The sequence below is a fragment of the Microbacterium bovistercoris genome (assembly GCF_003387575.1).
Taxonomy (GTDB): domain Bacteria; phylum Actinomycetota; class Actinomycetes; order Actinomycetales; family Microbacteriaceae; genus Microbacterium; species Microbacterium bovistercoris.
Genome location: NZ_QUAB01000037.1, coordinates 65,041 through 78,089, shown reverse-complemented (window position 1 = coordinate 78,089; position 13,049 = coordinate 65,041). Strand labels below are relative to the sequence as shown.

Sequence of the window (13,049 nt, the reverse complement as noted above, 5' to 3'; positions counted from 1 at the left end):
CGGAACTCACGGGGATAGGGCTTGGGCATGATGACATCCTCCCAGCGGCACCAGTCGGCACCACAGATCAGGTGTCACCTATCCGTGCAGCAGACCCTCAGATCGTCGAGGCGCTGTGCGGTGGTCTGCGATGTGGCGTCAGCGATTACCGCGGCGCGGAAGTCCCGCTCGGATGCGTCGAACAAGGTGGCTCGGGGGCAGTTGGGGAGGTTGCAGCCCGCGACGATCACGGAGGTCACCGCCCTCGTGGTCAGCCAATCGAGCAGACCCGTGCGGTAGAACGCGCTCCAGCGAGGCTTATAGAAGATGGCCTCGTCGGGTGTAAGTTGCTGGGGGCTCCCGGAGAGAAGCGTCGAGACATCCAATTCGACTAGGTTTCCGCCCGTGAGTTGGGCGGGGATTGCGGCTCCCCGGCTTCCGGGGGAGACGATCTGGAGGCCAGACTCGATATGGGCGCGGCGCACAGGGTCAACATCGCTCCCGCCCGGCACATATAGGCGGATCACGTGAGCGATCGGTCGACGAGCAGCGCGAAATACGTCGAGGAGTTCCGTCAGTACCGGAAGGACGTTGGCCGTGCCGGGCACGGGCGTCGTGCCGTCGACGAAGTCGTTCTGCACGTCGACGACGATCAGAGCCGCGCGGTCCCATTCGATCGAGGTGTACGTCATCTTCGGACTGTGCCGCGCGCGCATGGCGCCTACCCTGGCTCCTCGTTCATCGGCACACGCCCCAAGCTTGCACATCGTGCCGCCGCCGTAGATTCAGGCCCGGGCCAGGTCGACCAAGCGGCCCGCGTCAGCCTGAGCGACCGGCTCACCGTCCTCGACGACATGCCACACCGCGAAGGCGAGGCCCGTCGACGTGATGCGGATGACGTCCGCGAGTTGCTCGGCGGCCGTGTCCCCGAAGCTGACGGCCGCCTCGCCCACGGCACCGACGGCCACACGCGGAAGCTCGACGGTGGCAGCGCCGCTGGATGCGAAAACCAGCAGCGCCTCTTCGCTGGTCTCCCGGACGAAGATCATGCATTCGTCGTCTGCGTGCAGCCACCGCAGCCCGCCGCGCTGCAGCGCTCGGGATGCGACACGGAGCCGGGCGAGGCCGCCGTACGCGTCCGCGAGTCGCGGCGTGGTACCCCACGGCAGCGGGGTGCGGGAGTCCTCACCGTGCGTGCCGTGCAGTCCGAACTCGTCTCCGGCGAAGATCACCGGCGTGCCCGGCAGTGTCATTGACAGGCCGGCCGCGACGATCTGCGCGGCATCATCAGCCTGCTGGGCGAATCGTGGCGTGTCGTGCGTGTCGATCGCGTTCATGGCAAGTTCACGCACCGCCCAGGGGTAGGGCGCCGTGAAATTGCGATAGCTCTTCACGACATCGGCTGCGGAGTAGCGCGGCTCGACTCGGAACGGGATCCCGAAGTGGTGGGCGGGATCGCCGCTCGGCTCGCGGAGCCAATGCCACACGGGGCGGGTGAACGCCGAGTAGCTCATCGGCGCCTGCCATCCCTCGCCGTCGAAGTCGCCTGCGGCATCGTTGGTTGACTCGGCGTAGAGGACTCGTCCCGGAGCGGTCGTGTCCATCGTCTGTCGGACGGTGCGCTGAACCTCCCGATTCAGGTCGACGTCCCTGAGGCGTCCGGTCATGTTGGCAACGTCGATACGCCATCCGTCCAAGTTGAACGGCGGCTGGAGCCACTTGGCGAGCACGCTTTCCGGACCTTCGATGAATCGCCGGCACAATGTGTCGGACGCCCAGTCGAGCTTGGGGAGCGAGGGAACTCCGTACCAGGCGACGTACTCGGTCTGCTGGGGGTTCGTCCAGTAGTAGAAGTCTGATTCCTCAGCCGACGGGTTCCCCAGCGCGGCCGTGAACCACTCGTGGGCGGCGCCGGTGTGATTGGTTGTCAGATCACCGATCACGCGCATCCCGCGACCGTGGGCGGCCTCTACCAGCCGGATGAGGGCCGCGTCGCCCCCGAGCAGCGGATCGACGACTTCGAACGTCGACGCGTCGTATCGGTGGTTCGATCGTGCGGGGAAGAACGGTGTGAGGTAGATCAAAGTGACACCAAGACGCTCGAGATGGTCGAGGTGTTCCACAATGCCGTCTAGATCGCCGCCGAACCATTGCCGCGACGTGTCCGGACCGGTCGAGATCACCGGCGCCGTCCAATCTGCGTGTTGGGCCCAGTCAGGCAGTGCGCGATCGTCGGCCGCCGCAGAACGCGCGAAGCGGTCGGGGAAGATTTGATACATCACCTGCGATGCCGCCCACTCAGGAGCGGGGTCAAACGTCGTCACGCGGAAGTCCCGATTATCCGTCGGCTCGATGCGATCTACGCCGTCTGCCGACAGCCACCAGGCGTCCCCGTCGACCGTGTTCAGCAGGAATCGGTACCGGGTGACCGGGTTTGGGATGTCAAACTCGCCTGTCCACCACTCGCACCCGTCGCCAGTGCCCGTCACCGGTTCGCTAGCCGCCATCGCGTAGAAGCACGGCTCGCCGTCGGACACGACCCGGACGGCAGCCGACTCGATGCGGCCAAACTCCGTTGGAATCCGCAGCCGCACCGCGTAGCGCCCACCCAGAACCGGAGTCCGGACCGGCGCATACAGTTCGGAGCCGTCGTGGTGTGGAAGCGCGTGAAGGGATGTCATTGGTGGCTTTCTAGCTTTCGGTCGTTCGGATAGGCGATGATCACCAGACACTAGCAAACACTTTCAGACTCTGAAAACTCTTACAGAACGAAGAAGGCGGCTCACACTCAAATCGCTGCAACACAGGAGATTCCTTTGGGTCGTCCGCCCGATAGTCCGGACTTGCCCGTTGTCAGACCATGTCGGATGCGAAAGACTGACACGTGTGAATCGCTTTGCAGATACTGAAACGGTTGGCACGGCGGGCTATCTTCATGATGGCCTGCGTCGACCCCGCTTGCCAGCGTCCGAACCGCAAGCGGAGAGTGTCGCGCTAGGCAGCGAATGGAGCGGCCATGACTTCGCCTGAGCGCTTCGACACACTGAGCGCAGCTCTAGCAACCTCCGTTCGGGAACGCGAGGGCCTCATCGGCCTCGTGTTGCTCGGATCCGCATCGGACGAGGCGCGCAGTCGACGCGACGAATGGTCGGACCACGACTTCTTCACACTTACCGAGGCAGGGCGCGGCGCGGCGATTCGACCCGATTTGTCGTGGCTTCCCGACCACGACCGCCTGGTTCTCACGGCGAGGGAAGGTGAGATCGGCTTCGTCGCTGTCTACGACGATGCGCACGTCTTCGAGTTCGCCTTCGCGGGCGCTGACGAACTCGACGGCGCCCGTGCGGGCGACGCTACGGTGGTGGTCGATGACGAGTCGGAGACGACAGCGACATTGCTCGCGCGGGCGCGGGCGCGCTCCAGCGAGGCGGACCGATTCGACCCGGCGAACGACGTGCGGCTCGTGCTGGTGAAGCTGTTGATAGGCGTCGGCAGGGTGCGGCGTGGCGAGAGACTCAACGGCAACGCGTTCATCAGGCAGTGGGCAGTGCAGCTTCTCGTGCGCGCCATCCGGGGTCGATTCGACGCAGCATCCACCGAGCTTCGTGACACGAACGATCCGATGCGGCGATTCGAGCGCGACTTCCCGATCTGGGGCGCGCGCATCGCAGGATCGCTCGACCTGCCGCTCGAGGAGTCAGCACTGGAGCTCTATCGTCTCACTCGCGAGATCCTTGAGCCCGGCTGGGATGAGTTCCCCTCGCGGGCGGCCGACGTGGTCGCTGTTCGCCTGGGATGGAGTTGAATCTGCCCGCTCCGCGCGCCGCAGCAATCGTCAACACGACGAACGCGTGTGGCAGGTCTCGCGGCTGTCACACGGTTCAGGACTGGTGTTCCCGTTCGGCAGCCGATCGATCAGAGCTCCAGTGCGGGACCGGTTGAATCGCGTACGAGCAGCACCGTATGCAAGCGCTGGTGGTGATCCCTGACGGCGCTGGCAGCGGCGATCGATTCGACGAGGTACTCCGCTGCCAGGCGGCCTTTCGTCTCGATCGGCTGCCGAATGGTGGTCAGCGAAGGTGCGGACCAGCTCGCCTCGGCGAGGTCGTCGAAGCCGGTCACCGAGACCTCTTGGGGAACGGCGACGTCCGCGTCGCGGGCTGCATCGAGGACTCCGAGCGCGATGATGTCGCTGAAGGCGACGATCGCGGTCGGGCGTTCGGCTTGCGCCCAGAGTTGGTGGAAGGCCGCAGCTCCTCCTGCACGTGTGCACGGGACTTCGAGGACCGTGATCCCGTCGCTTTCGGGAGTCAGTCCACGCGACGCGAGTGCGGCGATCGCGCCCTGCATCCGGCGGAGGACCGGGCCTCGCCAGTTCCGGTATCCACCCTCGGTTCCCGTCTCGATTGCGACGATCGCGATGCGACGGTGGCCGAGGTTGAGGAGATGCCCGAGGAGCTCCTCCATGCCCTCGCTGTCGTCGATCTCTACCGAGGGAACGTCGTCGTGGAGTTCGCTGTCGACGAGGACAAATGGGATGCCTCGTTGTCGGAGGGCGTTCACCTCGCCCCGGTCGTGCTCGAGTCCACTGACGATGAAGCCGTCGACCGCTGCGTACGGGATCGTCTTCAGCATCGAGCCGCGCAGAGGTGGGGCGAGCAGGAGGGTGAATCCTTCGCGCTGACACGTCTGTCCGATGCCCTGGAGAAATTGTGTGTAGTAGGGGTTCTCGAGCACCTTGTCGAGTTGTTGGGGAAGGAGAAGCCCAAGACTGTCGGTGCGGCGTGTTCGAAGCATCCGTGCGGCCGGGTCCCCGGAGTAGCCGAGTTCTGCGGCAGCTTCGAGGATGTTCTTGACAGTGGCCTCCGCGAGCCGGCTCGAGTTGTTGAACGCGAGAGAGACAGCCGTCTTCGAGACATTCGCGCGATCGGCGACGTCTTGCATGGTCGAGTGTCAGCTCAGTCATACGAAGCTCCCCCTCGACGCGCATGGCCCACCCCCGGGCTGCCTAGAGTCTGCCTTACCCCACCGACAGCGTTTCAGCGGGCACGCCGGGCGTGGACGAGGCTTCGTTGGCGGGCAGTGGTGACGGAGCCCTGAATCCGCCACTAGATTGTCCAATTCGCCAATTGGGACAATCTACGTGGCGGCGAGACAATCTAGTCAGTCACCCGTCAACCGCCGAAGTCACCCGGTGCCATGTCGGCGAACCGCGAGTAGTGGCCCTGGAAGGCGACGTTGATGGTCGCGGTCGGACCGTTTCGGTGCTTGGCCACGATCAGGTCGGCCTCGCCGGGACGCACGTCCTTGTCGTAGACCGAGTCCCTGTGCAGCAGGATCACCATGTCGGCATCCTGCTCGATCGAACCCGACTCGCGCAGGTCGCTGATCGCGGGCTTCTTGTCCTGGCGCTGCTCCGGTCCACGGTTCAGCTGCGAGAGCGCGATCACCGGCACCTGCAGCTCCTTCGCGAGCAGCTTCAGCGCACGGGAGAACTCCGAGACCTCCTGCTGACGCGACTCGACGCGCTTGCCGCTGGTCATCAGCTGCAGATAGTCGATGATGACCATGCGCAGGCCGGCGCGCTGCTTGAGCCGGCGGCACTTCGCGCGGATCTCGACGAGCGTCATGTTCGGGCTGTCGTCGATGTACAGCGGCGCGTCGTTGATGCGGCCCCGGGTGGCGGCGACGGTGGTCCAGTCGCGCTGGTCGAGCGTGCCCTTGCGCAGGTTCTGCAGCGGCACGGCGCCTTCGGCGCTGAGCAGGCGCATCGCGATCTCGGCCTTGCCCATCTCGAGGGAGAAGAAGATCGACGGCTGGTCGTTCGCAATGGATGCCGCGCGCGCGAAGTCCAGCGCCAGGGTCGACTTACCCATGGCGGGCCTCGCGGCGACGACGATCATCTGCCCGCCGTGCAGGCCGTTGGTCAGCTCGTCGAGCTCCTTGAAGCCGGTCGGCACACCGGTCATGGTGCCGTCGCGGCCGCTCGCCGCCTCGATCTCCTCCAGCGCGGCGTCGACGGCGATGGTCAGCGGGACGTAGTCCTCCGCCTCCTGCGTGCCGGTGACGGAGTAGATCTCGGCCTGGGCGCTGTTGACGATCTCGGTCGCGTCGCCCTGACCGTCGTAGCCGAGCTGCACGATCCGTGTGCCGGCATCCACCAGGCGACGCAGGATGGCGCGCTCGGCGACGATCTCGGCGTAGTAGCCGGCGTTCGCCGCGGTCGGAACGATGGACGTGAGCGTGTGCAGGTAGTCCGCACCGCCCGCGCGACCCAGTTCCCCGGTCTTGATCAGCTCGTCGGTCACGGCGACGACATCGGTCGGCTCACCGTGCGAGTAGAGCGACAGCACCGCTTCGAAGATCAGCTCGTGCTTCGGCACGTAGAAGTCGGCGCCCTTGAGGGTCTCGAGCACGTCGGCCACGGCATCGGCCGAGAGCATCATGCCGCCGAGGGTGCTCTGCTCTGCGAGCAGGTCGTGAGGAGGGGTGCGCTCGGGCCCGCGGGGTGCACCCATCCGGTCCTCGGTGATGTCGGCGATCGACACAGTGCTCCCTCCGGCTCCGGCCACTCCAGGTCGCACGATCCAGGCCATCGTGCAGTCACGATCGGATGCTCGTTCCGGGCCGCTGCGAACAGCGAATCACGCACCCCCGACATCCGGCCGCTCGACAACGCTAGAAGTCCGCTCTCCACAGTGCAACACAGCCTGTGGATAACTCTGTGGAGAGGATGCGGACAACGTCGGAGTGTCTGTGAAGAACGACTGTGGACAACTCAGTGGAGAGTTTCGATGAGCACTCCTTTTATCCCGTCTGATCAGGTTGTTTCAGTTTCCTCACCCTGTGGATGGAAATCAATCTAAACCGACGCTTGAAGGTTGCCCGCCTCGGGCCGCGATGTGCACAACCTGGGGAGAACAGCCACGCCGCGTCATGCCGCGCCACGACGCGGACGACACGCCCGGAATACGTACTCCGATCCCCCAGAAGACACTCGACGGACTCAGGTTCGTGGCGTACTCTGTACGGAATCTGCGTGTCAGCCGACCCGCGACCCGCACCACCTGAACGACGACGATCCGAGACGCAGCGCGTCTCATCCCGAACGGAGACAGTCGAGTGACTGCCGCGACCTCCCGGCGCCGTGTGCCCACGGTCGCCATCTGGGGAGCACTGGGCGTCCTCGCCTGGGCGCTCATCGTCGTGCTGTTCGGCGGAGGCTCTGCTCACGCCTCTGATCGCGGAACCCCGCACGATCGTCCCGCGGCCTCGAGCCAGCAGGACGCCCTCCGGGATCGCGACGCCTCGCACGGAACCCGCGCGGCCTCGGGCGCGCATCACGCCATCGCCAAGGCCCCGGCCGTGACGCAGACCGTGCCGCAGGATCAGCAGACGAAACGGCAGGACCAGGCTCAGCAGGACCGCGCACAGCACGAAGAGCAGCCGCCTGCGAAGACGGCGGAGCAGGCACCCGCACCGAAGAGCCCTGTCGCGACCGACCGCGGCCACCACTCCGCGAAGTCCGCCTCGAACACGACGCCGCAGCGCAGCGCGGTCAAGCAGGTCGCATACGAGACCGAGGCCGCCCCGATCGAGCTTGCGCCGCTGCGCACCGCACCGGCAGTCCGCACGTCGGAGAGTCAGCGCGAGTCCGACGGCGATGACGATGGCATCCGCGCCGCGCAGGGCGGACTCACGTCGTTCACGTCTCTCGACGGAGTCAGGCCCCGCACGGATGCCGGCGAAAAGTCTCTCGGTTCCGCGGACCTCCTGACCCACGCCGGCCAGGCGATCGACTCCGACCACGCCGACCAGACCTCCGTCGTCAAGGACACCGTCGCCGCGACCTCGTCTTGGGCCTCCACCAGCACCGAGTCGGTGTCCACCGGCGCCAAGAAGGCCCACCGCGCCGCATCCCACCACGTGAGCCGCGGTGATCGCGACCACGACCACGCTCGCGCGTGGAAGGGAGACCGCAGGCACCACGGTCAGGACGCTCGCCGGGGGCACCACGCGGCAGCGCCCGCGGCCCCTGCCGTGGCGAAGACGCGGCACGCCACCGCCCCGTCGTGGTCCCGGGGGCTCGTCGCCCACCACCCTGTCGCGACCGCTGCGGCAGCTCCGAGCGCGACCTCTCCAGATGAGAGCCAGCCGGAGCCGCCCGGCCGCGGCGATGACGCGGAGTTCTCCGTGCCGTCCGGGCCGGCCCCGTCGACATCGAGTTCCAGCAGCACCAGCGTGCCGCTCGTCGTGGCGACGCGGCCGGTGAGTGATCTTCAGGCCCGGGACGGCACGCCTGTGCGCGCCGCAGAGGCCACGCAGTCCGTCGTGCCCGCAGCACCGGTGTTCACCACCGACGTCTCGCCCGACTGACCCTCTGGCCGCCGTCCGTGCGGCCGTCCGACATGCTGCGATGCTCCCCGCATCGTGGCATCCGGTGCCTCCGTCGACCTCTGGTCCGGATCACCGGCGCGGATGCGCGGACCCGTCGAGGCACCTCCCCCCTCCCCCGTCTCGACGCCCGTCCCCGTCCGCAGCTCGGGGCATCGCGAAACCCCTCCCCCTCCCTCGCGATCGCCCCTCGGATGCCGGTTGGCCTCCCCGCCACCGGCGTCCTCCTGGGCGGATGTCTCTCACCTCCCGAGAGGCATCCGCCCTCTTTCGTCTCCGCAGTCCCCTGCCGCACCCGATTCGATGTGGACACCGCCACGGTGCGAGGGGTAGTCTCCCGCCAAGGGCGCTTCGCGTCCGCGCGTTCGTCGTCTTCAGGGGAGGAAGCACAGCGTGAATCCGGTGGAGTCCCGGCGCCGCATCCCCGCGGCTGTCATCTGGGGCGCCTTCGGCGTGCTCGCCTGGGCCACCATCACGCTCATCTCCGGCGGCTCCGCCGCCCACGCCGACGAGTCCGAGAACCCCCTCGGTTCGCTGACCTCCGCCGTCACCGGAACCGTTCAGACCGTGACGTCTCCGGTCACCGATGCCCTGGAACCCGTCACGAAGGCGGTAGCCCCGGTCGTCACGACGGTGACCAAGCCGGTCGAGCCGGTCGTGACCAAGGTCGTCTCGCCGGTGGTCACGAAGGTGGTCACCCCGGTGGTCACGAAGGTGGTCTCCCCTGTCACCGCTGCCGTGACCGAGCCGGTCGCGGAGGCCGTTCCGGCCGTCGTCGACTCCGCCGTCACCGCGGTCACGAAGACCCCCGTCGTCGGCGAGGTCGTCGCCCCCGTGGCGCAGGCCGCCGCTGACACGCTCACGTCCGCGACGGAGCCGGTCACCGGCATCCTGCGGGACGCGCCGGTCTCCGCCGTCCTCGATCCCGTGCTCGGCGTCGTCAGCGGCGTGCCGATCGTCGGCGCTGTCGCAGACGGCCTCGGCGCGACGGACCTCGTCCGCGACGTCGCCGGAGCTCTGGATGCCACCACAGGGACCGTCAGCGATGTGACGGATGCCGTGCTGCCGCCGGTGATCGACGCGGTCACGCCGCGGGACGACGGCGAGCCCGCTCTGCCCGCAGTACCCGGCGTCGAACCCGCCCTGCCCGTCCCCGACGGCTCAGAGGCATCCGTCGCGGTCCATCCGCCCGCGACGATCCCGGCGAGCAGTGCGCCCCGATCCGCTGACGTGCTCGCGCAGCTGTTCGCGTCCGCCACGCACGCCTCGGCACTCACGGCGGGATCGGATGCCGGAGCCCTGTCCGCACCGGCACCCGCCGACCCGGCGACCGCGCCCCTGGAGGCTCCTGCCCCGGCGACCTCTTCGTCCTCCGCAGGTTCGACCGGCGGCTCGGCGACCCTGAACGCACGCATCGATGATGCGCTGCAGAGCCCGGCCCTTCTCGGCCTCGGCACTGCACAGGCGACCGACGACGTCCTGCCGACGTCGCCCGTCGCCGACTCCGACGTCTCCCCCGACTGACGGGGGTCTCGCTGTCGCCTGCGGGCGACGAAAGAACGCCGCGCGTATCCGCGCGCGACATCCGAGACCCGAACCATCAGTCAGGGGGACTGAATCATGCATGCAATCGTGAAGCGCGCCCTGTGGGGCACGCTCATCGCCGGCGGCATCACGCTGCTCGGCGCGACGGCCGCGAACGCGGCCGAGACCGACGGTCAGGACGGGATCCTGTCCGGAACCCAGGCGGTCGTCCCGATCAGCGCACCGGTCCAGATCAGCGGGAACGCCGTGTCTGTGCTGGGCACGTCGAAGGCGACGTCCACCACCGCACCGCCCGCTCAGCCCGCGCCGGCACCTGCCGCGCGCACCAGCGGTGCTGGCGGCGCGGCATCCGGAACGCAGGCGGTCGTGACCGTCAACGTGCCGGTGACCGTCAAGAACGTGTCGGCCGCAGTGCTCGGCACGTCGAAGTCGACGTCGGCGCCCGCGCCGGCTGCGGCACCCGCACCGGCCCCGCAGCCGATCATCACCACCTCGGGAGCTCAGGGAGTGCTCTCCGGAACCCAGGCCCTCGTGGCCGTGAACGCGCCGGTCACCGTGACCGGCAACAGCCTGTCGGTGCTCGGGAGCAGCACCGCCCACAGCACCTCAGCCGCGCCGGCACCGGCCGCCTCGGCTCCCGCCTCCACGGCTCCCGCACCGCAGGCCATGACCGACGGTGAGTCGTCGATCGCCGGCGGCACCCAGGTGGTCGCCCCGGTGACCGCGCCGATCAACATCAGCGGCAACGCGATCTCGCTGCTCGGGACGAGCACCGCGAAGGGCACGCCGTCAGGCGGACCCGCGGCGGCCGCTGCCCCGGCGACGGACGCCGTCACGGACGGTGAGGACTCCATCCTCGGCGGTACCCAGGTGGTCGCCCCGGTGACCGCGCCGATCACCGCGACCGGCAACGCGATCTCGGTCCTCGGGAAGAGTTCGGTCCTGGGTGCAGTTCCGGGTACCGCGGGCACGACGTCCCCGGCATCCGGAACGGCGGCGAGCACCGACGGCGAGTCTTCGCTCGGCGGCGGATCGCAGGTCGTGGCCCCGATCACGGCGCCCGTCACGGTCGGCGGCAACGCCATCGCCGCGCTGGGCACCAGCACTGTCGACCGGTCCGGATCGTCCGGGGCGGGGACGAGCACGGGGTCCGGCCCCGGTGCGACGACGGGCGGCGCTGACTCGCTGCTCGGCGGCAGCCAGGTGGTCGCGCCGATCACGGCGCCGATCTCGGTCGTCGGCAACGCGGTCGCGGTGGCCGGCACCAGCACGGTGACCGGAGGGTCGGGCACGGGCGGCGCCGCGCCGGCCCTGCCCCTGAACCCGGTGACCGACGGACTCGGCTCGCTGCTGGGCGGCACCCAGGTGCTGGCCCCGATCTCGGTGCCCATCACGATCGGCGGCAACGCCATCGCGGTGGTCGGCGAGAGCACGGTCGAGAACCCGGGCACGAACCCGGGGACCGACCCCGGTACCGACCCCGGCACCGACCCGGGAACGGATCCCGGCACCGACCCCGGTACTGACCCGGGAACGGATCCCGGCACTGACCCTGGAACGGATCCCGGCACCGACCCGGGAACCGACCCCGGAACCGACCCCGGCACCGACCAGTCCGCCGCGGCGGGAGGCAGCGGCGCTGTGACCGCAGCGGGAGGTGACGCACTCGCCTCGACCGGAGGGAACGGCGGGGCGCCGCTGCTCGCCGGGATCGCCGCGCTCCTGCTCCTGGCGGGCGCCGGACTCCTGCGACGCCGCGTCGCATGACCGTGTCCGGGAGGCCCTGCCCGCGCAGGGTCTCCCGGATGCACCTCAGACCCCCGTGGACATCGGCGACATCGCCGGAGGGGCAGCTGCGCCGATGTCCACGGTGCGGATGACCGGAACTCCCAGCCGGCGTCCGTACTCCAGGCGGTGACCGTCTCCCATCCATCCCGGTCGCCCTGGAGCGGCGGTGCGCGTCCGCGCCCGCCAGGCGGGTGTCTCCGAACCTCCCAATCGGAGACACCCGCCCTTCCCGTGCCTGCGTCCCTGCCGAGCGCGTGCCGGTGGGATGATTGTTCCGACAGCGACCGCCTCGGACGCCTCGTCCCGGAGGAAACATGCCCCGCACCCTGCGCACGCTCGCAGCCCTGTCCCTCGCCGCACTGGCCGTGCCCGCTCTGGCTTCCTGCGCCCCCGATGCCTCCGCCGCCCCCGAATCGACGTCCCCCGTGTCTGACGCGGTCACCGTCGACAACTGCGGCACCGAGGTGACCGTCGACGGGCCGCCGCAGCGCATCGTCACGGTGAAGTCGTCCACGCTCGAACTCGCGCTCGCCCTCGGCGCGGGTGACCGCATCGTCGGCACCGCCTACTCCGACGGGCCGCTGCCCGCCGACCTCGCGTCGGCCGGCGCCGACATCCCGGTGCTCGCCGACAAGGTTCCCTCGCAAGAGACCGTGCTCGCCCTGAACCCCGACTTCGTGTTCGCGGGGTGGGAGTCGAACTTCTCAGCCGACGGCGTCGGCGAGCGCGACGCCCTGCAGCAGCTCGGCGTCACGACCTACGTCGCCCCCGCAGCGTGCCAGGAGAAGGAGTACCAGCCCGATCCCCTCACCTTCGACGCCGTGTTCGACTCGTTCCTTCAGGCAGGCGACCTGCTCGGCGAGAAGGAGGCTGCGCAGAAGCTCGTCGCCGCGCAGAAGGCGCAGCTGGCGAAGCTCACCCCCGACGACCGAGGACTGACCGCCGTCTGGTACTCCTCCGGCAGCGACCAGCCGTTCGTCGGCGCCGGTATCGGCGCCCCGCAGCTGCTCATGCACAGCGCCGGGCTGACCAACGCATTCGCCGATGTCAAGGAGAGCTGGTTCTCCACCTCATGGGAGAAGGTCGCCGACCTCGACCCGGATGTGATCGTCCTGGTCGATTCGACCTGGAACACCGCGCAGCACAAGATCGACGTGCTGAAGGCGAACCCGGTGACCTCCACACTGAAGGCCGTACGCGACGACGCCTTCCTCACCGTCGACTTCCCGGCCACCGAGTCGGGAGTGCGCAACGTCGACGCCGTCGCCTCTCTGATCGACCAGCTGGCGGAGCGATGACCTCGGCCCCAACCCGGGTCGCGCCTGGGACACGCGCGCGGCCCG

General features: G+C 68.6%; 9 protein-coding genes. 5 read left to right on the top strand and 4 right to left on the bottom strand.

All coding sequences use genetic code 11. The features are described from left to right. Positions 1–74: 74 nt before the first annotated feature. Positions 75–671 carry a cysteine hydrolase family protein gene (locus DY023_RS07120; protein WP_116241654.1) on the bottom strand — a complete coding sequence of 199 codons (597 nt, stop codon included), beginning with the start codon at positions 669–671 and terminating at the stop codon, positions 75–77. A gap of 93 nt (positions 672–764) precedes the next feature. Further along, a complete protein-coding gene (locus DY023_RS07115) occupies positions 765–2,660 on the bottom strand; it encodes an alpha-amylase family glycosyl hydrolase (protein ID WP_116241653.1) in 1,896 nt (631 codons plus the stop codon). Positions 2,661–2,995: 335 nt separating this feature from the next. Here DY023_RS07115 and DY023_RS07110 point away from each other — a divergent pair, with 335 nt between their 5' ends. Then, positions 2,996–3,784 (top strand): hypothetical protein, encoded by a 789-nt coding sequence (locus tag DY023_RS07110; protein WP_116241652.1) that lies wholly within the window; start codon positions 2,996–2,998, stop codon positions 3,782–3,784. Positions 3,785–3,894: 110 nt separating this feature from the next. On the opposite strand, the gene DY023_RS07105 is transcribed toward DY023_RS07110, so the two are convergent. Both DY023_RS07105 and dnaB read right to left on the bottom strand, forming a co-directional pair. After that, the gene (locus DY023_RS07105; RefSeq protein WP_116241651.1) at positions 3,895–4,923 is read right to left on the bottom strand and encodes a LacI family DNA-binding transcriptional regulator; all 1,029 of its coding nucleotides are present in this window, start codon (positions 4,921–4,923) and stop codon (positions 3,895–3,897) included. Between the two features lie 230 nt (positions 4,924–5,153). After that, positions 5,154–6,497 carry a replicative DNA helicase gene (gene dnaB, locus DY023_RS07100; protein WP_181905754.1) on the bottom strand — a complete coding sequence of 448 codons (1,344 nt, stop codon included), beginning with the start codon at positions 6,495–6,497 and terminating at the stop codon, positions 5,154–5,156. A gap of 604 nt (positions 6,498–7,101) precedes the next feature. Here dnaB and DY023_RS07095 point away from each other — a divergent pair. The 4 genes from DY023_RS07095 to DY023_RS07080 all read left to right on the top strand — a co-directional run bounded on the left by DY023_RS07095 (position 7,102) and on the right by DY023_RS07080 (position 13,004). Then, the gene (locus tag DY023_RS07095; protein WP_116241649.1) at positions 7,102–8,355 is read left to right on the top strand and encodes a hypothetical protein; all 1,254 of its coding nucleotides are present in this window, start codon (positions 7,102–7,104) and stop codon (positions 8,353–8,355) included. Between the two features lie 411 nt (positions 8,356–8,766). Beyond that, positions 8,767–9,897 carry a hypothetical protein gene (locus DY023_RS07090; protein ID WP_116241648.1) on the top strand — a complete coding sequence of 377 codons (1,131 nt, stop codon included), beginning with the start codon at positions 8,767–8,769 and terminating at the stop codon, positions 9,895–9,897. 96 nt (positions 9,898–9,993) lie between these two features. Continuing rightward, positions 9,994–11,685 carry a beta strand repeat-containing protein gene (locus tag DY023_RS07085; RefSeq protein WP_116241647.1) on the top strand — a complete coding sequence of 564 codons (1,692 nt, stop codon included), beginning with the start codon at positions 9,994–9,996 and terminating at the stop codon, positions 11,683–11,685. Positions 11,686–12,020: 335 nt separating this feature from the next. Further along, entirely contained in the window at positions 12,021–13,004 is a 984-nt protein-coding gene (locus DY023_RS07080; protein ID WP_116241646.1) for a putative F420-0 ABC transporter substrate-binding protein, read from the top strand. The last annotated feature ends 45 nt before the right edge of the window (positions 13,005–13,049 follow it).